Annotated in this window: 14 protein-coding genes and 1 pseudogene; 8 read left to right on the top strand and 7 right to left on the bottom strand. The window is 72.2% G+C overall.

All coding sequences use genetic code 11. The features are described 5' to 3' along the window. Positions 1 to 110: 110 nt before the first annotated feature. Positions 111 to 633, bottom strand: a pseudogene (locus AAW13_RS25900) (hypothetical protein). A 116-nt stretch (positions 634 to 749) separates the two neighbouring features. On the opposite strand from AAW13_RS25900, the gene AAW13_RS25895 reads away from it, so the two are divergent. Beyond that, positions 750 to 1,520, top strand: coding sequence for a hypothetical protein (locus tag AAW13_RS25895; RefSeq protein ID WP_240528736.1), 771 nt, complete (start codon positions 750 to 752; stop codon positions 1,518 to 1,520). Here the strand turns inward: AAW13_RS25895 and AAW13_RS25890 are convergent. Further along, positions 1,495 to 3,072, bottom strand: a complete 1,578-nt coding sequence (locus tag AAW13_RS25890; protein ID WP_071659683.1) for a bifunctional 3-(3-hydroxy-phenyl)propionate/3-hydroxycinnamic acid hydroxylase — start codon at positions 3,070 to 3,072, stop codon at positions 1,495 to 1,497. The genes AAW13_RS25895 and AAW13_RS25890 overlap by 26 nt on opposite strands. Before the next feature lie 140 nt (positions 3,073 to 3,212). Here AAW13_RS25890 and AAW13_RS25885 point away from each other — a divergent pair, with 140 nt between their 5' ends. From AAW13_RS25885 to AAW13_RS25855, 7 genes are all read left to right on the top strand, one after another. Further along, positions 3,213 to 4,286: an amidohydrolase family protein gene (locus AAW13_RS25885; protein ID WP_046734515.1), complete on the top strand. Its 1,074-nt coding sequence runs from the start codon at positions 3,213 to 3,215 to the stop codon at positions 4,284 to 4,286. A gap of 105 nt (positions 4,287 to 4,391) precedes the next feature. Then, positions 4,392 to 5,624: an EfeM/EfeO family lipoprotein gene (locus AAW13_RS25880; protein ID WP_079178969.1), complete on the top strand. Its 1,233-nt coding sequence runs from the start codon at positions 4,392 to 4,394 to the stop codon at positions 5,622 to 5,624. Beyond that, positions 5,621 to 6,859, top strand: a complete 1,239-nt coding sequence (gene efeB / locus AAW13_RS25875) for an iron uptake transporter deferrochelatase/peroxidase subunit (RefSeq protein WP_107483406.1) — start codon at positions 5,621 to 5,623, stop codon at positions 6,857 to 6,859. Before AAW13_RS25880 ends, efeB begins: the two co-directional genes overlap by 4 nt. Before the next feature lie 210 nt (positions 6,860 to 7,069). Then, entirely contained in the window at positions 7,070 to 8,905 is a 1,836-nt protein-coding gene (locus AAW13_RS25870; RefSeq protein WP_046734512.1) for a phospholipase C, read from the top strand. Positions 8,906 to 9,102: 197 nt separating this feature from the next. Then, positions 9,103 to 10,977: an O-aminophenol oxidase PhsA gene (gene phsA, locus AAW13_RS25865; RefSeq protein WP_046734511.1), complete on the top strand. Its 1,875-nt coding sequence runs from the start codon at positions 9,103 to 9,105 to the stop codon at positions 10,975 to 10,977. A 176-nt stretch (positions 10,978 to 11,153) separates the two neighbouring features. After that, entirely contained in the window at positions 11,154 to 11,858 is a 705-nt protein-coding gene (locus AAW13_RS25860; RefSeq protein ID WP_046734510.1) for a GNAT family N-acetyltransferase, read from the top strand. Positions 11,859 to 12,014: 156 nt separating this feature from the next. Next, on the top strand, positions 12,015 to 14,372 hold the full coding sequence (locus tag AAW13_RS25855) for a SpoIIE family protein phosphatase (RefSeq protein WP_046734509.1): 2,358 nt from the start codon (positions 12,015 to 12,017) through the stop codon (positions 14,370 to 14,372). A 105-nt stretch (positions 14,373 to 14,477) separates the two neighbouring features. Here the strand turns inward: AAW13_RS25855 and AAW13_RS25850 are convergent, their stop codons facing one another. The 5 genes from AAW13_RS25850 to AAW13_RS25830 all read right to left on the bottom strand — a co-directional run bounded on the left by AAW13_RS25850 (position 14,478) and on the right by AAW13_RS25830 (position 21,665). Next, positions 14,478 to 16,316, bottom strand: coding sequence for a M1 family aminopeptidase (locus tag AAW13_RS25850; RefSeq protein WP_046734508.1), 1,839 nt, complete (start codon positions 16,314 to 16,316; stop codon positions 14,478 to 14,480). A gap of 160 nt (positions 16,317 to 16,476) precedes the next feature. Beyond that, positions 16,477 to 17,076 carry a hypothetical protein gene (locus tag AAW13_RS25845; RefSeq protein ID WP_046734507.1) on the bottom strand — a complete coding sequence of 200 codons (600 nt, stop codon included), beginning with the start codon at positions 17,074 to 17,076 and terminating at the stop codon, positions 16,477 to 16,479. Continuing rightward, a complete protein-coding gene (locus AAW13_RS25840; RefSeq protein WP_046734506.1) occupies positions 17,073 to 18,776 on the bottom strand; it encodes a PHP domain-containing protein in 1,704 nt (567 codons plus the stop codon). The genes AAW13_RS25845 and AAW13_RS25840 overlap by 4 nt, the downstream gene beginning before the upstream one ends. Positions 18,777 to 19,000: 224 nt before the next feature. Continuing rightward, complete coding sequence (gene katG, locus AAW13_RS25835; RefSeq protein WP_046734505.1) at positions 19,001 to 21,193, bottom strand: catalase/peroxidase HPI; 2,193 nt, start codon at positions 21,191 to 21,193, stop codon at positions 19,001 to 19,003. Between the two features lie 37 nt (positions 21,194 to 21,230). Beyond that, complete coding sequence (locus AAW13_RS25830) at positions 21,231 to 21,665, bottom strand: Fur family transcriptional regulator (protein ID WP_046734504.1); 435 nt, start codon at positions 21,663 to 21,665, stop codon at positions 21,231 to 21,233. Positions 21,666 to 21,808 lie beyond the last annotated feature (143 nt).

Below are 21,808 nucleotides of genomic sequence, written 5' to 3'. Positions count from 1 at the left end.
GTCTGGGCCGGTGCAACCCATCGCGCCGCTCTTGCCCCACTGGGTGACACGCCGACCAAGTGGATCCGCTTCGACGGCTGACAGGCACGGCGCTGCGGTCGCCCTTGAGGTCAGGTCTTGGTACTGCTGAAGCGGTGCGTGCCGGTGTCCGCCTCGCGGGTCCACAGCGAGAGGTCGCTGCCCGTTGCCACAGCGATCGCCCGGCCGGAGGGGGAGAAGCCGGCTGCGCGGTATGTGGAGTAGCTCGAGTGGAGGTTAGGCCAGTCCGGGGAGACGACTTCCGGGGTCCAGCCGTCTTCGGTGGTGGTGTGCAGCCCTCCGCCGAAGAGTCCGGCGATGCGTACACGGCTTACGGTGATCGGCCCGAGCCCGGGGCAGGCCAGGTCGCCGACTGCGTCAGGGGTGCTGTCCTCGGGAGCGGGGTCGCGGTCCCTGGCGATCTTCTCGCCTGTCACGGCGTCGAAGAGACCGTGCCCGTCGGAGGAGACGACCATCACCAGCGGCCGGTGTCGGGGCCGTCGCGAAGCCGATCCCGAGCAGTCCGCCGACGGGAGCGCCGTACTCGTATTCGAAGACGGGCCGCCAGGGTTCGGACGCGACCACCACGGGGGCCGCGAGAAGCCGGTTCCGTATCGCATTCTGGTAGGGCGAGAGTTCAGGCTCATGCTTCGAACGCGGCTGTTTCCGTGTGCGGTGACGGCAGGGCTTGAGGGTTGAAGGTCGAGGGTGGGCGCTATTTCAATGGCACCGTGAACACGGCGTCGATGGATCCCATGAGAAGCATTGCCGGGCGGGTCTCGCTCGATGACGTCATGGCGGAGCTGTCTCGGAGCAGGCCCGTCTTCCACTCCGAAGCCGACCTTCAGCACAGTTTCGCCAGGGTCCTCTGGGAGTTGGCGCCGGACGTGCGCTCGCGGCTCGAGGTGCCGCAGCGGGGGCCGGGGAGGACCGAGTATCTGGACCTCCAGTGCCTCGGGCCCGAGGGGAGCACCGCGATCGAGTTCAAGTACTTCACCCGGGGCTGGACCGGCGAGGCCGGCACTCCGGTCGAGGAGTACGCCCTGAAAGCGCACGGCGCCACCGACCTTGCCCGTCTGCACTTCGCTCGGGACATAGCGCGGCTGGAGCGCTTCTGTCGTCGGCCCGGTCAGAACGGGCTCGCCCTCATGGTGTCCAACGAGGCGGCCCTGTGGGCTCCGCCGGGTACCGGCCGTCGGCGCACTCGGGATCACGACTTCCGGATTCACCACGGACGGGAACTCGGCGGGACGCTGCTCTGGGCCGAGGGGACTTACGAGCCGAACACCTGCACGCTGCGAGGCACGTACCCGCTCAGCTGGGAGGGGTACTCCGAGCAGGGCGGAGCAGGTGGAGAGTTCCGCTACCTGGCGGTGTCCGTCGGCGGAGCCGCAGGCGGAGTCGGCGGAGCCGCAGGCGGAGTCGGTGGAGCCGCAGGCGGAGTCGGTGGAGCCGAAGGGCAGCGGGGATTTGGGGTCACGGGGTCTGGGTGCGGAGGGTGAAGCCGGGTGGGGGTGGGGGGAGGTGGGCTGCCGCGGGGGCGGCCGCGTAGACGTAGGCGTCCGGGCGGAGGGCGACGGTGGTGGCGCGGTGTGCGGTCAGCCACGGCAGCAGCACGCCGTCGCTGTCGACCACGGCGCCCTCGGCCGGGTCGGAGCCGGCCGGGCGGACCGCCAGGGCGGGGACTCCGGCCCGCTCCCAGGCAGACTGCGGGACGGCGGGTCCGGTGTGCAGGAGCAGCCAGCGGCCGGCGAGGACGTCGTCCAGCCGGGCCCGGGTGCCGTCGGGGGCGGTGACCCAGGGCTGCGGGATCTGGTGTCCGGACGCCTTGGCGCGCGGGCGGGCCTGGAGACCCCCGGCGTAGGACGCGACCGGTATCCAGTGGGCGTTCACGAGCCGGGAGGTGAGGGCTGACGCCGGGCGGATCGCGCGTAGCGCGGTGTCCCTGATCCGGGCCGTCGCGGGCCTGCGCTCGGTGATGATCCGGCCGACGAACACCGCGCGCCTGGTGATTTCCTTGACGTGCGGCTTGCGTTCGGCCTCGTAGGAGTCGAGAACCGGCTCGGGCAGTTCGCCGCGCAGTACGGCGGCCAGCTTCCAGCACAGGTTGGCCGCGTCACGCACCCCGGCCGCCATGCCCTGGCCGATCCACGGCGGCATCGCGTGCGCGGCGTCCCCTGCGAGGAAGACCCGGCCCACCCGGAACCGGGCGGCGAAGCGCACATGGTGGCTGTAGACGGTGGCGCGCAGGATCTCGATCTGGTGCGGGGCGATGCCGTACCGGGCCACCAGGGCGTGGATGGCGTCATGGCCGGTCAGGTGTTTCTCGTCGTCGCCGGGCAGGACGGGGAACTCCCAGCGGTGGTGGCCGAGCGGGGTCGGGCAGTCCACGGCCGGACGGTCCGGGTCGCAGCGGAAGCGGAGCCGGTCGTGGCCGGGCCACGGTTCGAGCATCCTGGTGTCGACGACGACCCAGCGGTCCTCGTAGGTGCGCCCCTCGTAGCCCACGTTGAGCTGGGCGCGGGTGAGGCTGGAGCCGCCGTCGGCCGCGATCACATACCTCGCGCGCAGCCGCCGTAGCCTGTCGTCCGCCCCCGCGACGGTCAGTTCGACGGCGTCGCTGTCCGCGGACTGGCGGAGCCTGAGGCATTCGTGCCGCAGCAGCACCCGCACGTTCGGGTGGCGCTCGACGCCCTCGCGCAGGACCTGTTCCAGGGCGGGCTGGTAGAGGAACATCTGCGGCGGATGGCCGTGGCCGCGCGGTGCGGGACGGGCGCTGAGGAAGGTACGGCCGCGGGCGTCGACGAAGTCGAGCGGCCGTTCGGCGAGCATGTCCCGCTTCAGCCGGTCGGCCAGGCCCACCCGCTGCCAGATCCGGATGACCTCCTCGTCGGTGGAGATGGCCCGGGCCCGCGTGTAGACCTCCTCGTCCCGCTCCAGGACGACGACGCTCAGCCCCAGCGCGCCCAGCAGGTTCGCCGCGGTGGCCCCGGTCGGCCCGTAGCCGATCACCGCCACGTCGTAGGTGCTGTTCACCGTGCTGGTCTCACTCACCGGGCCACCTCATGTCGTCCAGTCCCGCCATGCCGTCCAGTCCCGCCACGTTGCTGTAGCGTCTGCTCCAATTGGAGCAGCCGTTACGGTAAGCGGGCCGTCAGAGGACGGTCAAGTGCCGTCACGACGGGAAGGCAGTGATGACCAGCACCGCACGCCGGATCGACGTCCACCAGCACCTGGTGCCGCCCCTCTACCGGGAGGCCCTCGACCGGCACGGGATCACCGAGGCGGGCGGCCGGGCCCTGCCCGACTGGAGCCCCGGCGCGGCCCTGGAGGTGATGGACCTGCTGGGCACCGCGACGGCGATCCTGTCCGTCTCCACCCCCGGCACCGGGTTCCTCGCCGATCCCGGTGCGGCCGCGGACCTGGCCCGAAGGCTGAACGACTTCTCCGCCGCCCTCACCGCCGGACATCCCGGCCGCTTCGGCTGGTTCGCCACGCTGCCGATGCCGGACGCGGCCGCGTCGGCGCGCGAGGCCGGGCGGGCCCTCGGCGGCCTCGGTGCCGACGGTGTCACCCTGCTCGCGAACACCGGCGGCGCGTATCTCGGGGCCGACGGGCAGGACGCCCTGTGGCGGGTCCTGGACGAGCACGGCGCCGTCGTGTTCGTCCACCCGGCCGAACTGCCCGGCCCCGCCGTCGAGGGCATCCCGCCGTTCGCCGCGGACTTCCTCCTGGACACCACCCGCGCCGCGTATCTCCTGGTCCGGAGCGGGGTGGTGCGCCGGTACCCGCGGATCCGGTTCGTCCTCAGCCACGCGGGCGGTTTCGTGCCGTACGCCTCGCACCGCATGGCCGTCGCCCTGGCAGCCGACACCGGGCGCAGCCCCCTCGACATCCTGGACGACCTGCGCGGCTTCTACTTCGACACCGCGCTCTCCGCGAGTCCCGCCGCGCTGCCCACGCTGCTCGCCTTCGCCCGTCCCGGGCACGTCCTGTTCGGCAGCGACTGGCCGTTCGCGCCCGCCGCTGCCGCCCAGTACTTCGCCAACGGCCTCGACAACGGTACCGACGGCCGTACCCTGGCGGCCGTCGACCGCGGCAACGCCGAGGCCCTCTTCCCCCGCCTCGCCGACGCCCCCGTCCCGGCCCCCGCGGCCCGTCCGCTCACGGCACGCCTGCGCAGGTCCGCACAGCGGGCGGGTGCCCGGGCCTTCTTCAGGATCGTGCAGCCGGGCGCCGACCGAGGAGGGCGTCCGGACGCCGGGTGAACCGGCAGGGAACTCTTGGTCATGGGTTCCTTTGGACGGCCGTTCGAGAACGAAGGGCTGCCTAACATGAGGCGATCACGAACGGTACGACCCCGGGAGCTCGGGATGGTGTTGTCCGGCCTCAGCGGGAGGTCGTTGCGTCCCTGGGCGGTCGTCGGTGTGGCCGTCGTCTGCCTGGTGGCCGGAGTACTGGCGCTCACGCACGACCCACGCCCGGCGCACGCCGACCCGTCCGCGCACGCCGACCCGTCCGCGCACGCCGACCCGTCCGCGCTGCCGCACACGACCGTGGAGGTGTCCCCCAGCCGCTGCGGACGGGGATGGACCACGCCGGTGTCCGGCGTCCAGGTCTTCGACCTGCACAACCCGACCGACGGTCCCGCCGAGGTCCTGCTGGAGGACCCGAGGAGCCAGGCGGTCTACGGCGAGGTCGAGGACATCGGCCCCGGCACCACCCGGGAGCTCACCGTCCGCCTCGGCAGGGGCGCGTTCGCGTTCAAGTGCGTGCCCGACGACGCCGACGCGGTGACCGGGCCCACGGTACGCGTCACGAAGGGCCGCAGCGGTCCGGCCGCGGCCCCGGTCACCGAGCACGACCTGATCCCGCCGGCGCTCGCCTACCAGAAGTGGGTCGGCACCGGTCTGTCCGAGGTGGTACGGCTGACGACGGCCCTGCGGGACGCGATCGACCGCGGCGACCTGCCGGCCGCCCGCACCGCCTGGCTGCCCGCGCACCTCGAGTACGAGCGGATGGGCGCGGCCTACGACGCCTTCGGGGACGCGGACAGGGCGGTCAACGGCACCGACGCGGGGCTGCCCGGCGGGGTGCACGACCAGGACTTCACCGGCTTCCACCGCGTCGAGTACGGGCTGTGGCACGGCGAGTCCGCCGCCGGTCTGCGCGCCCCGGCGGCCGCCCTGCTGAAGGCGGTCACCGCGCTGCGCGACGGCTGGGCGCAGACCCGGATGGACCCGGCCCAACTGGGGCTGCGGGCGCACGAGATCCTGGAGAACACGGTGCAGTTCGAGCTCACCGGCCGGACCGACTACGGCAGCGGCAGCAACCTCGCCACCGCCCGCGCCAACCTGGACGGCACCGAGCAGGTACTGGCCCGGCTGCGTTCGGTGCTGGCCGGGCGGTACACGGGTCTGTCCGGTCTGCGGAGCGAGTTGGACCGGGCGGGCAGGACGCTCGACGCGTTCCGGCACGGTGGTGCCTGGACCCCCCTGACCGGGCTGACCCACCGGCAGCGCGAGCACGTCGACGCGGTCCTCGACGACCTGGTGGAGCGGCTGGCGTCGGTGGCCACCCTGTGCGACCCACGGAGGACGGTGTGAGCACCGACGAGAAGGCGGGCACGGGCGGGGTCGGCCGCCGCGGCTTCCTGCGCGGCGCGGCCCTCGCGGGCGCGGGACTGGCCGCGGGCGGCGCGGCCGCCCCGGCCCCGGACAGCGCGGCCACCGCCGGCACCGAGGCCGTCGCACCCTTCCACGGCCCGCACCAGCGGTCCGCGATCGCCACGCCCCGGCGCACCACCGTGTTCACGTCCTTCGACGTGACCGCCGGGGACCGGGCCGGACTGGCCGACCTGCTGCGCACGCTCACCGAGCGCGCCCGCTTCCTGACCTCGGGCGGCACCCCCGACCCCGTCGGCATCACCGCGCCGCCCGCCGACTCCGGCGTCCTCGGCGGACAACTCCCCGCCAGGGCGCTGGCGGTGACCGTCGGCGTCGGCGCCTCGCTCTTCGACGACCGGTACGGACTGGGAAAGCTGCGGCCCCGCCGGCTGACCACCATGCCGCCCTTCCCTGACGACGACCTCAAGCCCGAGTGGTGCCACGGCGACCTCAGCCTCCAACTGCACGCCGACGACACGGACACCGTGCTGCACGCGTTGCGTGACATCGCCCGGCACACCCGGGGCGGCATGCAGGTCCGCTGGCGGATGGACGGCTTCGCCAGTCCGCCCCGGCCGTCCGGCACCCCGCGCAACCTGCTGGGGTTCAAGGACGGCACCGCCAACCCGCGGACCACCTCCCGTGAGATGGACCGGCTGGTGTGGGTCGGCGCGGGCGCCGGCGAGCCGGACTGGGCGGTCGGCGGCAGCTACCAGGTGGTGCGGCTGATCAGGATGCTGGTGGAGTTCTGGGACCGGGTCTCGCTCAGCGAACAGGAGCGGATGTTCGGCCGTTCCCGTGAGTCGGGGGCGCCCCTGGACGGCGACGCCGAACACGACACGCCCAGGTACGCCGACGACCCCAAGGGGGACGTCATCCCGCTGGACGCGCACATGCGGCTGGCCAACCCGCGCACCACGGCCACCGACGACCAGCGGATCCTGCGGCGCGCCTACAACTACGACCGGGGCATGGACGGCAACGGCAACCTCGACATGGGTCTGCTGTTCAGCTGCTACCAGCAGGACCTGGCCCGGCAGTTCGAGACCGTGCAGAAGCGGCTGGCCGGGGAACCGCTGGTGGACTACGTCTCGCCGTTCGGCGGCGGGTACTTCTTCGCGCTGCCCGGTGTACGGGACACGGCGGACTGGTACGGACGCGCGCTCTTGACCTGAACTTGGGCACCCGCTGGAACCGGGCTTGTTCGAACAACTCCACGGCGGTTGCCTGGACCGATCGGTCAACACACAGTCAAGATTTGCCCCGGCATCCCTGACCCGGTGTTCATTCCGCCGCCATCATGACTCCGCCGGGACGCCCGGCGGCGGGCGAAACATCCCTGCCTGTACGACGCAGTGACGTTCATGCCCGGAGGGTGAACCAGCATGGCCAGCACAGGAAGACGAACGGCGATGAGGAGCCTCGGGGCTCTCGCGGGGGCCGCCGCGCTCACGGTCCTCGGTGGTACCGCGCCCAGCTGGGCCGCCGTGCCCGCCGGGCACACCGGCGGGTCGTCGTCGACCGCGACGCCCATCAAGCACGTGGTCGTGCTGTTCGACGAGAACATCTCCTTCGACCACTACTTCGCGACCTACCCGAAGGCCGCGAACACCGACGGCACGAAGTTCACGGCCGCGAAGAACACGCCGAAGGACGTCGACACCCTCGCGCACGCCGGGCTGCTCACCAGGAACCCGAACCAGTACCTGCCGAAGCGGCTCACCCCGGCGCAGGCGATGACCTGCGACCAGAACCACTCCTACGGTCCGGAGCAGCTGGCCTACGACGGCGGCAAGGCCGACCAGTTCGTGCAGAACACCGAGGTCGACAAGTGCTCCGGCGGCCTGTTCGGCGAGCCGGGCCTGGTGATGGACTACTACGACGGCAACACCGTCACCGGTCTGTGGAACTACGCCCAGCACTACGCTCTCAACGACCGCTCTTACAGCTCGGTCTACGGCCCCTCGACGCCCGGCGCGCTCAACCTGATCTCGGGGCAGACGCACGGCGCGATCTCCGTGGACCCGGTCACCGGCAAGCAGACGTCGACCCCCGACTCGTACGCCATCGCGTCCCCGGACGCCAAGGGCGTCGGCACGGTCGTCAACGACCCCGACCCGGCCTTCGACGACTGCTCCGACAAGGACCACACCAGCACCAGCGCGCTGGCGGCGCTCCAGGGCAAGAACATCGGTGACCTGCTCAACAGCAAGCACGTGACCTGGGGTTGGTTCCAGGGCGGCTTCCGCCCGTCCACCGTCTACAACGGCACGTCCGGCTCCTACGCCAAGTGCGACACCACGCACACCAACGTGGGCGGCGCGTCCGTGGTCGACTACAGCCCGCACCACAACCCCTTCTCGTACTACAAGTCGACGGCGAACCCCCACCACGTGGCGCCGAAGAACGTGAACGAGATCGGTCACAACGGCCGGGCCAACCACAACTACGACCTGACCGACTTCACCGCCGTCGCCAAGGCGGGCAAGCTCCCGGCCGTCAGCTTCCTCAAGGCCGGCGAGTACCAGGACGGGCACGCCGGGTACTCCGACCCGACGGACGAGCAGCACTTCCTCGTCAACGAGATCAACACCATCCAGAGCTCGCCGCAGTGGAAGTCCACCGCGATCGTCGTCGCCTATGACGACTCCGACGGCTGGTACGACCACGCCTACGTCACGCCGCGCAACGGCTCCAAGGACACCACGGTCGGCTCCAACGGCAAGGCCCTGGACAGCGCGGCCTGCCAGTCCGGCCCGGCCGCGTCCGGCGGGTACGCCGACCGCTGCGGCCCCGGCACCCGGCAGCCGCTGCTGGTCATCTCGCCGTACAGCAAGGTGAACAAGGTCGACCACACGCTGACCGACCAGGCCTCGATCACCCGGTTCATCGAGAACAACTGGCGCACCGGCCGGATCGGCGACCACTCCTTCGACGCCACCGCCGGTTCGCTGAACGGCATGTTCGACTTCAGGCACCCGAACAACAAGCAGGTGCTGCTGAAGTCGGACGGCTCCGTGCGGTCCGTCGGTCCGATCCGCCACGTCGCCCCGGTCAGCACCCGGATCACCCCCGGCCCGGCGATGGTGGACACCGCCGCCACCACCGGCTCCGGCGCGTTCCCGGCGGTTCCGGTGAGCCTCGGTGCGGGCGCCCTCGTGGCCGCCGGCGCCACGGGCACCTACCTGACGCTGCGCCGCAGGCAGCGCGCCACCGCCTGACGACGCCCACCGCGTCCCGACACCGCTCGGCACGGTCCTCCTCCCCGGACCGTGCCGAGCGGTGTTCCCACACGCCGACGATGGCTGGAACCAATCACCCATTCGGGCGGAACGGGGCATTCCTGGAACGTCGGCGACATCTCGGGAGTCCTGTGGGGTGAAGGAACAGACCACAGAACACACGGGGGTGTTCGACCTTGACCGAGATCATCGAAAGGATCACCGGGAGCGACGCGGGGGAAACGGCGCCGGCGCCCGACGAACTGGCGCCCTACGCGGCGCCGCTGCCCGTCCCGCCGGTCCTGCGGCCCGGCGGCGCGGACGTCCTGCGCGAGACGGAGATCGCCCTGCGCCCGGCCTGGATCCGGCTGCACCCGCAGCTCCCGCCGACCTTGATGTGGGGATACGACGGGCAGGTGCCGGGCCCGACCATCGAGGTGCGCCGCGGGCAGCGCGTCCGCATCGCCTGGACCAACCGGATCCCCGAGGGCGGCGAGTACCCGGTCACTTCGGTGCAGGTACCGCTGCGCACGGACGGCCGGCCGCAGGCGAGCACCGAGCCGGGCCGCGAGGGCGTCGAACCGGACAAGGACGTCGCCGCCCTGCCCGCGTGGACGGTGACCCACCTGCACGGGGCACAGACCGGCGGGGGCAACGACGGCTGGGCGGACAACGCCGTCGGCTCCGGCGACGCCCAGCTCTCCGAGTACCCGAACGACCACCAGGCGGTGCAGTGGTGGTACCACGACCACGCCATGAACATCACCCGGTGGAACGTGCACACCGGCCTGTACGGCACCTACCTCGTCCGTGACGACGAGGAGGACGCCCTCGGACTCCCGTGCGGGGAGCGGGAGATACCGCTGCTGCTCGCCGACCGGAACCTGGACACCGACGAGGACGGCCGGCTCAACGGGCGGCTGCTGCACAAGACGGTGGTCGTCCAGCAGCAGAACCCGGAGACGGGCAAGCCGGTCTCCATCCCGTTCACCGGCCCGTACACCACGGTCAACGGCCGTATCTGGCCGTACGCCGAGGTGACCGCCGGCTGGTACCGCTTCCGGCTGGTCAACGCGTCCAACGCGCGCATCTTCGAACTGGTCCTGGTCGACGAGGACGGCGACCCGGTGCCGGGCGTCCTGCACCAGATCGGCAGCGACGGCGGGCTGCTGCCCCGCCCGGTACCGGTCGACTTCGACGCCGCGCTGCCCACGCTGACCGCGGCCCCCGCGGAGCGCTTCGACCTGCTCGCCGACTTCCGGGGCCTGGAGGGCCGGCGGCTGCGCCTGGTCAACAAGGGCCGCAACCAGGCGCCGGGGGTGCCGGACCCGGCGGGTGACGTGCGCTACCCCGCCGTCATGGAGTTCCGGGTCGGCTGCGCCGGCGAGCCGGACACCTTCGAGCTGCCGGAGGTGCTCTCCGGCTCCTTCCGCCGGCTCACCCACGACGTCCCGCACGGCCACCGGCTGATCGTGCTGACCCCGCCCGCCACCAAGGGGGCCGGCGGGCACCCGGAGATCTGGGAGATGACCGAGGTCACCGACCCGGCCTCCGTCCAGCTCCCCGCCGACGGCGTCATCCAGCTCACCGGGGCGGACGGCACCACGAAGACGTACCGGCGCACCTCCCGGACCTTCAACGACGCGCTCGGCTTCACCATCGCCGAGGGCTCCTACGAACAGTGGAGCTTCCTCAACCTGGCGCCGATCGTCCACCCGATGCACATCCACCTGGCGGACTTCCAGCTGCTGGGCCGCGACGCCTACGACGTCTCCGGCTTCGACCCGGCGACGGGCGGTACCGTCGAGCCGATCGCGTACGACGCGGCCACCCGGCTCCCGCTGGCGCCGAACGAGCTGGGGTACAAGGACGTGTTCCGGGTGCCGGGCGGTCAGGTCCTGCGGGTCATGGGCAGGTTCGACGGCGCCTACGGCCGGTTCATGTACCACTGCCATCTCCTCGAGCACGAGGACATGGGCATGATGCGGCCCTTCGTGGTGATGCCCGAGGAGGCGATGGCCTTCGACCACGGCGCGGCACACGGCGGCCACGGCTCGGGGCACACGGGCTGACCCCGTCGTACGGCGTGCGCCGGACCCGGGAGCTCCTGGGGCCGGCGCGGGCCGCGGTGGACACCGCCGCCGGTCGGCCCGTACCCGCTGGATACGATGATCCACGGCATGGACGCCGACGGCGCTCGGCATCGCCCGGGTCGGACCGGCACGTACGACGAGAAGGGCGTGGCACGATGACGAGCGGTGCGGCCGACGCACTCGACCACCCGGTGGGCGCGTCCCTGCGGGGGCGGCACGCGGAGCTCGCGCGCCGCCTCGGCCGGGCCGCCACCTACCTGCCGGACGTCGCGACCTTCTCCGCGCTGCCCGCCGACCCGGAACCGGCCGACTGGGCCGACCTGGCCCGGCTGCTCGGCCGCGGCGCGTTCGCGGACATGTTCAGCTGTCCGGCGACCCCGCCGCCGGACTGGGAGCCGGTCTTCGTCCTGGAGGGGCGGCAGCTGGTCCTGCCCGACGGCACCCCGCCCGCCCCGGCGCGGTCCACGGGCGCCGCCGAGGTGGTCGAACTGGGCGCCGCCGACGTGCCCGAGATGGTCGACCTCGTCGCCCGGACCCAGCCGGGGCCGTTCTGGCCGCGCACCCGTGAACTCGGCACCTACCTCGGCATCCGGGACGGCGGGAGACTGGTGGCCATGGCGGGCGAGCGGCTGCGGCCACCGGGCTGGACCGAGATCAGCGCGGTCTGCACGGCCCCCGAGGCGCGCGGGCGCGGCCACGCCGCCCGCCTGGTGAGCACGCTCGCCGACCGTGTGGTGACCCGTGGCGAGCGCCCCTTCCTGCACGTCGCGGAGGCGAACACCACCGCGCTCGCGCTCTACGGACGACTGGGCTTCGAGACCCGCGCGAAGGTCACCTTCCGCGGCTATCGCACACCGTGACGGCCGCCGTGGCCCGCGGCGTTGACCTGCGGGGATTCGTCGGCATCCGCTGCTGACGCGGTCTCCCGCCGTCCGGCCGCGGCCGGGCCCCGGGCGTGCGGTTGTCGTCCGTCCTGCGGCACGGGATGCTGAGGGGGCACGGAGGGAAGCGGTGCCATGGATCGTTTTCCGCATGCCGCCGACGTCGACTTCCACAGCCCCCTGGATCTCTCGAAGGCCGCCGCCGCGGTGCTGGACGCCGAAGGCCGCGTCTCCGGATGGGGCGCCTCGGCGCAGCGCCTCCTCGGCCATTCCCCCGAGGACGTGCTGGGCCGGTCGGCCGCCCGGCTGCTGGTGGCGCCGGGACAGCGGCTGTCCGCTCTCTGTAGGGCGCACCACCCCCGGAGCACGGTCCTGGACCTGTGCTGCCGGGACGGACGCACCCTGCGCGCGGCCGTGACGGTCAGCCCGCTGTCGGACCGGGGCGGCGCCGCCACCGTCGTCGTCGCGGCGGATCTGGAGGCGTTGCGGGGCTGGGAGGCGCAGCTGGCGATGTTGCAGGGGCTGGCCACCGAGTCGTCCGTGGGGCTGACCGTCTTCGACACGGACATGAACGTGGTCTGGGGCAACGCCTCCACCGACATGGAGCTGGCGGGGGTCGCGCAGTACGTCGGCCTGCCCGCGAGCGCCCTCTTCCCGGAGGGCGAGTTCATCTCCCGCCACCATCCCCCGGACGAGGACCAGGTGATGGAGCACGTCCTGGCGACCGGGGAACCGATCCTGGGCATGCACTACCGCGGCCGGGCCCCCGCCGACCCGGTCCGTGAGCACGTCTGGTCCTGCTCCTACCACCGGCTGGTGGACGCCCGGGGCGAACCGCTGGGGCTGTTCGAGGAGTCCCTGGACGTCACCGACCGCTACCGGGCCCAGGAGCGGCTGTCGCTGCTCGTCCGGGCGGGCAAGCGGATCGGTGCCTCGCTGGACGTGCGCCGGACGGCCGCGGAGCTGGCCGACGTGGCCGTACCGCAACTCGCCGACGAGGTGCTGGTGGACCTGCCGCCGGCGGTCATCGAGGGACGGCAGCCGCCGACGGGCTCGGCACCGGGGCACAGCCTGCTCCGGATGCACGGCCGGACCCCGGAGGAGTTCCGGACCAGCCCGGTCTCCTATCCGCCCACGTCACCGCAGGCCCAGAGCCTGGCCACCAGCCGCCCCGTCGTCGACGCCGGCCCGGCGGGCGGCGGGTCCGCCGCCCGGTGCTCCAGCCTGTTCGTCCCGCTCCTCGCCCGCGACGCGGTCCTGGGCCTGGCCACCTTCCGGCGCAGCAGCAACCCCGACCCCTTCGGGCCCGAGGAACAGGCCCTCGCGGTGGAGCTGGCCGAGCGGGCCGCCGTGGGCATCGACAACGCCCGCCGGTACACCAGCCAGCACGCGGCGGCCCTGGTGCTTCAGCGCAGCCTGCTGCCGCAGCGGCTGCCGGAGCAGAGCGCGGTCGACGTGGCGTACCGCTATCTGCCCGCGGACAGCCGGGTGGGCGTGGGCGGCGACTGGTTCGACCTGATCCCGCTGTCCGGTGCCCGGGTCGGGCTGACCGTGGGTGACGTGGTCGGGCACGGGGTGCACGCGGCGGCGACCATGGGGCGGCTGCGCGCCACCGTACGGACGCTGGCCCTGCTGGACCTGGACCCGGCCGAGCTGCTCACCCGCCTGGACGGTCTGGTCGCCCTGGACTCGGAGCCCCACGGGGACGACGGGCTCAGCGACGAGGCGCTCGGGGTGACCTGCCTGTACGCGATCTACGACCCGGTGAGCGGCCGGTGCGTCTGGGCGAGCGCGGGCCACCCGCCGCCGGTCGTGGCGGACGCGAACGGCTCGGTGGCGCTGTCCGCGCTGGCACCGGGGCCGCCGCTGGGCCTGGGCAGCCTGCCGTACGAGAACGTCGAGCTGAGCCTGTCGAACGGCAGCGTGGTGGCGCTGTTCACGGACGGCGTCGTGGAGGACCGGCGCACCGACATCGACAGCGGGATCGACCGGCTCGCCCATGTGCTCACCTGGCAGCGCTGCCCGCTGGAGGAGCTGTGCGACCGGGCGATGGCGACGCTCCCGCCGGGGCCGCAGGCGGACGACGCGACGCTGATGCTCGTGCGCACCCGGCGGCTCGACACCCGGCAGGTGACGGACCTGGAGCTGCCGCCCGACCCGGCGATGGTGGCCCGGGCCCGTACGGACACCGAGCGCCAGCTGGACCGCTGGGGTCTGTCCGACCTGTCGTTCACGGCCGAACTCGTGGTGAGCGAGCTGGTCACCAACAGCATCCGGTACGCCACCGGGCCGGTCGTGCTGCGCCTGATCAGGGACCGCTCGCTGCTCTGCGAGGTCTCCGACAACGCGCACACGGCCCCGCATCTGCGGCGGGCGCGCCGGGACGACGAGGGCGGCCGGGGTCTGTTCCTCGTCGCCCAGGTGTCCCAGCGCTGGGGCACCCGGTACACCTCGTCGGGGAAGACGATCTGGGCCGAACTGGCCATCCCCTGACGGCCGCGGCGATCAGCGCCCGGCCGTCTCCGGCGCGGTGCACGCCCGGCGTGGGACGGCCGCGGGCTCGCGGCCGTCCCACGCGTGGGTCGCGGACCGTTCCGGTCAGCCCTCGATGCGGTGGGTGGTCCAGAACGACGTCAGGTCCGTGCTGGTGGCCGCCTGGGCCGCCGCCTTGAACTCGGCGGTGGTCGAGACCCCGTACCAGTGCGAACTCGCGTAGCTCTTCAGGAGGTTGGTCATGGCGGTGTCGCCGATCAGGCGGCGCAGGTCGTGCAGGGCGCACTTGCCGTAGCCGTAGACGACGGTGGAGTAGCGGGAGGAGTGCGCGTCCCAGTACGCCATGGAGTTGGTGATCTTCTCGGCCGACGAGGCCCAGGACACGCTGTTCCAGCAGTTGGTGCCGGTCAGGCCCTGCGCCAGGTCGGTGGCGTAGTCGGTGAACGCCTCGTCCAGCCAGGGGCTGTTGTACTCGTCGTCGCCGACGATGCCGTACCACCACTGGTGGCCGATCTCGTGGGTGAGCGCGGTGGTGCTGACCAGGTCGAGGACGAAGCCCGGGTACTCCATGCCGCCGAACCAGAAGTTGTTGTCGATGACGGCGTCCAACTCGCCGTACGGGTAGGCCCCGAAGCGGCCGGCGTGCGCGTCGACCGCCGACTTGGCGGTGGTGAGCATCGACTGGGCGCTGGAGGAGCTGATGCCCGAGACGGAGTAGATGTTGATCGGGACCCCGCCGGGCGAGGTGCCGGAGATCTTGCTGAACGGCCCGGCCGCCCAGGCGAAGTCACGGACCTTGGAGGCGGTCGCGGTGGTGACGGTGCGGCCGCTGGTGCCGGGGGTGTCGACCGAGGTGCCGGTGGCCGGGACCAGCAGGCTGCTGGGGTGGTCCAGGGTCACCTTGAAGTCGGCGGCCAGCGAGTAGAAGGACTCGCCGTTGTTGGTGTACGGGTCCAGGTGCCAGCCGGAGCCGTCCCGGACCGCGAGGACGGGCAGCGCGTTGCCGATCATGCTGAACGCGCCGTCGTAGCCGAAGCGGTCGGCGCCGCTGGGGACGGTGATGCCCAGGTCGAAGCCGATCGTGGTGCTCTGGCCCTGTGCGAGGGGCGTCGGCAGGGCGATCTGAAGTGCCGTGCAGGCGACCGAGAGGGCCCCCGCGGTGCCGCCGGTGACGTTGCTGACGGTGATCGGCGGGGCCGAGCAGGTGCCGTGGTAGTTGTCCCACAGCCGCAGATAGATCTCGCTGAGCGCGGTCGCGGAGGCGTTGGTGAAGGTCACGCTCTCGTGGCCGGTCCAGCCGGTGCCCGTGGCGTTGCTGGTCAGGCTGACGGTGTACGACGGTGCGGCCGGGGTGCGGGTGGTGTCGCCCGGGGTGGTGGCGGCCGAGGTGTCCAGGGCCACGTCGTCGAGGACGAAGCTGGTCTGGAGGCTGGAGTCCTCGGTGCCGGTGAAGGCGACGGTGACGGTCTGGCCGGCGAACGCGGACACGTCGAAGGACTTCTGCACGTACCCGGTGTTCTTGTCCAGGTTGGAGTAGGTCGCCAGGGTGGTGCTGCCGATCTTCGCGGTGAGCTTGTCGTACGCCGTCGAGGAGGTCGTCTCGGCGGTGTCGACGTGCAGCCAGAAGGTCAGGGTGGCGGCGCATCCGGACGGGACGGTGACGCTCTGCGAGAGCGTGTCGGTGTGGGTGCCGCCGGTGCCGTCCAGCCAGGCGAAGCTGGAGCCGCCGTGGGCGGTCTGGCCGGAGCGGCTGGTGATCACGCTGGTCGAGGACTGCGTCCAGGGTGAGGTGCCGCTCTCGAAGCCGCCGTTGGTGATCAGCTGGGCCGGGGTGCAGGCCGCCGGCTCGGCGGCCGACGCGGTACTGCCGGGGAGCAGGGCCGCGGTGAGTGCCGCGACGGCCGACGCGATGGTCACGAAGGCCTTGTGGGGGGTCGATCTCACACGAAACTCCTTTACGCCGGCCGGGATTCCGGCCTGCTCGGAGACCGCCCGCCCGGCAGGGGTGTGCCGGGGAGCGGTCACGGGTCACGCGCTATGAGTGGTGCGAGTCGGAAGCCTGACAGATTTGACCAGGCCATGTCACTAAGGGATTACCCGCGCGTCAGATGTGGTCCGCGCAGCACGGGGTCGGATCGGGCACCTCGAAGGGGGCCAGCAGTCCGCCCGCCGCCGGCACCAGGGCGAGGGTGAGGACGCCGGCACGCCACTCCGGGCGTACGTGGTCCTGGGTCAGCACCTCGGTGGTGGGCGGGAGTTCGGCGCCCGGGGCACCGAGCACGACCAGGCGCTCGACGGCGGTGCGGTCGAGCAGGTCCGCGACGGCGACGGTGCCGGTCAGCCGGGCCACGCCGGGGTAGACCACCGCGCGGCCGGAGGCGGGGGGCGCGAGCGCCGCGCCGCGGGCGGTGGCCACCGCGTCACCGGGGCCGCGGACGCGGTCGGCCAGGACCAGACCGGCGCCGGCCGGCAGCAGGGCAGGCAGTTCCCGCCACACCGCGTCCGGGTCCGGGACCTCGAGCGACACCGCCGTGCCCCGGCGGTCGTCGGTGCGGTGGAGGTGGGTACAGGCGAACACGCCGTCGCCGAGCGCCAGTCGCGCCAGCAGCCCGTGGATGAGGTGGTCGGCCTCCCGCAGGGTCGCCGAACCGGCGTCCACCCCGATGACGGGGCGGACGCCGGACGGGTGGTGCGGGGAGGTCATGCGGGCAGGACCCACATCGGGTTGGAGTAGAACCAGAGGTCCTTCCACGGGTCCGCGTCGCCGAGGACGTCGATGGCCGGACCCGCCGGGTCCACGGCGGCACCGTTGACGCCGACCGCGGAGCGGTTGCCGTCGGTGCCGCGCAGCCGGACGTAGACCGGCTTGTCGAGGCGGCCGAGGGAGTACGTCAGCCGGACCGCGCCGGTCGACTGGTGCACCTCGAAGGACTTCACGACCTTGGTGGCGGGCGTGGCGAAGGTGTCCCGGTCGCCCACCTTGCCGGTGACGTCACCCTGGATGACGTCGACGCGGGCCAGACTCGGCACGAACTGGGCCCAGTTGGGCCCGTTGGCGAGGCTGATCTCCACGACCAGGTCGACCTGGCTGCCCTTCTTCACCTGTAGCACCCCGCCGAGGGTGACCGCGCGGGAGCCGGCGCGCAGCTGCGCGTTCAGGCCGCTGATCAGGCCGCCGTGGTCGACCCAGACCCGGCCGGCCCGGATGCCGTCCATGACCGACTTGTAGGAGAAGGAGGCGGCGCCGACGTGGGTGCGGGAGTACTGGCCGGGCCAGAAGTCGGTGTCGGTGAGGCTGATGCCGGTGCCGTAGACCGGGTCCTCGTAGCGGCCGTTGGCGTTGAAGTCGCTGTTCGGGCCGCGCACCGCGGTGTCCGCGTACACGTTGTGGGAGTCCGAGTTGGCGGTGACCCACCAGGGCTTGCCCTCGGCGAGGAGGCTGTCCCACAGGCCGCCGACGGTGGCGGTCATCCAGTCGAAGCCGCCCCAGGTGCGGTAGCTCTCCAGCGGGTAGGCGGCGAACGAGTCGGCGCTCGGGCTGTTGTCGTAGATGCCGCGCGCGGAGCCGGGGCCGTTCGGCTTGGGCAGGCCGCCCGCCTGGTGGCCGGGGGCGCCCTCCATGCCGACGGCGATCGAGGGCTGGGCGTCACGCCAGGCCCGGATCTCGTGCGGGGAGTCGATGCCCTTGCGCGCCGGGTGGTTGGCGAGGAACAGCGCGTCCCTGACCTTGCGGCGTTGCACCTGCTCGGCGAGGAAGTTGAGGCCGGAGATGGCCAGCGCCTCGTTGGCCGCGGTGCCGGCGGAGGCGCCCTTGACCGAGCCGTCGAAGGAGTTCTCGAACTCCTTCAGTACGGCGACCTCGTTCTTGCCGGGGTGGACGAAGACCGTGCCGTGCTCGGCGGCCGGGATGTTCCACTCCAGGCCCTGGAAGACGAGCGTGTCGTCGATCTGGTCGCGGGCCGCGACGATGTCCGGGTTGACCTTCTCGACGCCGATCCTGGCGTGCGCCTCGCTGCCGTGGTCGGTGATGACCATCCAGTCCAGGCCGTGCGCGTTGGCCTGCCGGACGTGGTCGACGACCCGGTACTTGGCGTCGGAGCTGTACTGGGTGTGGATGTGGTGGTCGCCGGCCAGCCACAGGTAGCCGCCGGACCGGCCGTTGCCGGAGTGCGAGGAGGAGACCGCCGCGGCGGCCTGGCCCGCGCCGGCGAGGACGCTGCCCGCGGCGAGCCCGGCGCCGAGCAGGCCGGTGCGGCGCAGCATCGAGCGACGGGAGAGCTGACCGGGCGTCAGCTCCTCGTCGGGGACCGACAGATCGAGGGCGGGCGGCAGCGACGTGGCGGCGTCGCCGTCCCCGTGGTGGTGATGGTGGTGACCGTGGTCGTGGCTGTGACCGTGGCTCATGCTCGTACTCCCGCGGGCGGCCGGTACGGGGGGTGACTCGAGGACGTGCAGAGTCTGCGAAGGCCGCGTGAACAGCGGGAGTCGGGGTCATGGTGGAGTAAAGAACGACTCATGTGCAGCGCGCTACGCCGTCCTGCCGGTGGGGAGTCGGCCAACGGCCCGCAAGGACGGCAATGCCCGGGCCGGCTCCCGAGGAGCCGGTCCGGGCACCAGGCCGGGGCCGGTCAGACCAGGTCGAACCGGTCCGCGTCGGCGACCTTCGCCCAGGCGGCGACGAAGTCCCGCACGAACTTCTCCTTGGCGTCGTCGCTGGCGTAGACCTCCGCGACGGCACGCAGCTCGGAGTTGGAGCCGAAGACCAGGTCGGCACGGGTGCCGGTCCACTTGACCGCGCCGGTGGCCAGGTCACGGCCCTCGAAGGTGGTCTGGTCCTCGGAGGTCGACTTCCACTCCGTGCCGTAGTCGAGCAGGTTGACGAAGAAGTCGTTCGTCAGCACGCCCGGGGTCTCGGTGAGGACGCCGTGCTTGGACTGGCCGTGGTTGGCGCCGAGCACGCGCAGCCCGCCGACCAGGACGGTCAGCTCGGGGGCGCTGAGACCGAGCAGGTTGGCGCGGTCGAGGAGCAGGTACTCGGCCGGCAGGCGGTTGCCCTTGCCGAGGTAGTTGCGGAAGCCGTCGGCCGTCGGCTCGAGGGCCGCGAAGGACTCGGCGTCCGTGTGCTCCTCGGTCGCGTCGACCCGGCCCGGGGTGAAGGGCACCTCGATGTCGACACCGGCGTCCCGGGCGGCCTTCTCCACCGCGGCGGCACCGCCGAGGACGATCAGGTCGGCCAGGGAGACCTTCTTGGCACCGGTGTTGAAGTCCCGCTGGACACCTTCCAGGACGCGCAGGACCTGGGCGAGCTGGTCGGGGTCGTTGGCCTCCCAGCCGCGCTGCGGCTCCAGGCGGATACGGGCGCCGTTGGCACCGCCGCGCTTGTCGCTGCCGCGGAACGTGGAGGCCGACGCCCAGGCGGTGGAGACCAGCTGCGAGACGGTCAGCCCCGAGTCGAGGAGCTTGGCCTTGAGGGCCGTGACGTCGGCGGCGTCGATGGCCTCGCCCTCGGCCTGCGGCAGCGGGTCCTGCCACAGCAGGGTCTCCGCCGGCACCTCCGGGCCGAGGTACAGGGACTTCGGGCCCAGGTCACGGTGGGTCAGCTTGTACCAGGCGCGGGCGAACGCGTCGGCGAACTCCTGCGGGTTCTCGTGGAACCGGCGGGAGATGGGCTCGTAGATCGGGTCGAAGCGCAGCGACAGGTCGGTGGTGAGCATCGTGGGCAGACGCTTCTTCGACGGGTCGTGGGCGTCCGGGATGATCGCCTCGGCGTCCTTGGCGACCCACTGCTTGGCGCCGGCCGGGGACTCGGACAGCTCCCACTCGTAGCCGAAGAGGATGCTGAAGAAGTCGTTGCTCCACTGGGTGGGCTTGGTGGTCCAGGTGACCTCCAGACCACTGGTGATCGCGTCGCCGCCCTTGCCGGTGCCGTAGGTGGACTTCCAGCCCAGGCCCTGCTGCTCGATCGGCGCGCCCTCGGGCTCGGCGCCCACGTTCTCCGCGGGGCCGGCGCCGTGCGTCTTGCCGAAGGTGTGGCCGCCGGCGATCAGCGCGACGGTCTCCTCGTCGTTCATCGCCATCCGGCGGAACGTCTCACGGATGTCGCGGGCCGCGGCGATCGGGTCCGGGTTGCCGTTGGGGCCCTCCGGGTTGACGTAGATCAGACCCATCTGGACGGCGCCGAGCGGGCTCTCCAGGTCGCGGTCGCCGGTGTAGCGCTGGTCGTCGAGCCAGATCTTCTCGGGACCCCAGTAGACGTCGTCCTCCGGCTCCCAGACGTCCTCGCGGCCGCCGCCGAAGCCGAAGGTCTCGAAGCCCATCTGCTCCAGGGCCACGTTACCGGTGAGGATCATGAGGTCGGCCCAGGAGATGGACTGGCCGTACTTCTTCTTGACCGGCCACAGCAGCCGGCGGGCCTTGTCCAGGTTGCCGTTGTCCGGCCAGCTGTTGAGCGGGGCGAAACGCTGCTGGCCGGCGCCGGCGCCGCCGCGGCCGTCGGAGATGCGGTAGGTGCCCGCGCTGTGCCAGGCCATCCGGATCATCAGCGGGCCGTAGTTGCCGAAGTCGGCCGGCCACCACTCCTGCGAGCTGGTCAGCACCTCGGCGATGTCCCGTTTCACGGCCGCGAGGTCGAGCGTCTGGAAGGCCGCCGCGTAGTCGAAGCCCTTGTCCAGGGGGTTCGCGACGTCGGGGTTCTTGGCGAGGATCTTCAGGTTGAGCCCCTCGGGCCACCACTGGCGGTTGCCGCCGCCCTGGGTGGGGTGCGGGGCGCGGTCGTGCGCGACCGGGCACTTGCCCGCGGCGTTCTCCTGGGTCTCGGACATTGGGGGAAATCCTTCCGGAAGGGGCGGATCGACGTACTCAGGAACTGACGGTGGAACAGGCGGGGCACAGGCCCCAGTAGATGACCTCGGCCTCGTCGATCGCGAAGCCGTGGTCGTCCGAAGCGGTCAGGCACGGGGCGTCACCGACCGCGCAGTCGACGTCGACGACGGCGCCGCACGACCGGCACAGCAGGTGGTGGTGGTTGTCGCCGACGCGTCCCTCGAACCGGGCCGGGCTGCCGGCCGGTTCGATACGGCGTACGAGTCCGGCCGTGGTGAGCGCGTGCAGCGCGTCGTACACGGCCTGGAGCGATATGTGACCCACGCGGTCGCGGACGCCCGAGGCGATGGCCTCGACGTCGAGGTGGTCGCCGTGGCGGACGGTCTCAAGGAGCGCGACACGGGCGGCCGTCACCCGCAGGCCGGCACCGCGCAGCTCATCGGCGGTCGTCGGAGGCTGGGATGCGGTCATGGGGCCAACCTAACCTCAAAGACTCGAATGATTCAAGAAAACAAGCCGCTCAAGTCTGACGGCGTGCCGATCCGCGCGCCCCGCGAACGACTTTGCCTGCTCTTTACAACCCGGCCCGGAGCCGGTTCGTCTCTCCGCTCGAT

The sequence above is a fragment of the Streptomyces humi genome, assembly GCF_001005085.2.
Classification (GTDB): domain Bacteria; phylum Actinomycetota; class Actinomycetes; order Streptomycetales; family Streptomycetaceae; genus Streptomyces; species Streptomyces humi.
This window is presented reverse-complemented; position numbering and strand designations above follow the sequence as displayed.

Excerpts from the sequence above, each read along its gene's own strand:
- AAW13_RS25885 (WP_046734515.1), top strand. The coding sequence starts at position 3,213 with ATGACCAGCACCGCACGCCGGATCGACGTCCACCAGCACCTGGTGCCG.
- AAW13_RS25880 (WP_079178969.1), top strand. The coding sequence starts at position 4,392 with ATGGTGTTGTCCGGCCTCAGCGGGAGGTCGTTGCGTCCCTGGGCGGTC.
- AAW13_RS25870 (WP_046734512.1), top strand. The coding sequence starts at position 7,070 with ATGGCCAGCACAGGAAGACGAACGGCGATGAGGAGCCTCGGGGCTCTC.
- AAW13_RS25860 (WP_046734510.1), top strand. The coding sequence starts at position 11,154 with ATGACGAGCGGTGCGGCCGACGCACTCGACCACCCGGTGGGCGCGTCC.
- AAW13_RS25855 (WP_046734509.1), top strand. The coding sequence starts at position 12,015 with ATGGATCGTTTTCCGCATGCCGCCGACGTCGACTTCCACAGCCCCCTG.
- AAW13_RS25845 (WP_046734507.1), bottom strand. The coding sequence starts at position 17,076 with ATGACCTCCCCGCACCACCCGTCCGGCGTCCGCCCCGTCATCGGGGTG.
- AAW13_RS25840 (WP_046734506.1), bottom strand. The coding sequence starts at position 18,776 with ATGAGCCACGGTCACAGCCACGACCACGGTCACCACCATCACCACCAC.
- katG (WP_046734505.1), bottom strand. The coding sequence starts at position 21,193 with ATGTCCGAGACCCAGGAGAACGCCGCGGGCAAGTGCCCGGTCGCGCAC.
- AAW13_RS25830 (WP_046734504.1), bottom strand. The coding sequence starts at position 21,665 with ATGACCGCATCCCAGCCTCCGACGACCGCCGATGAGCTGCGCGGTGCC.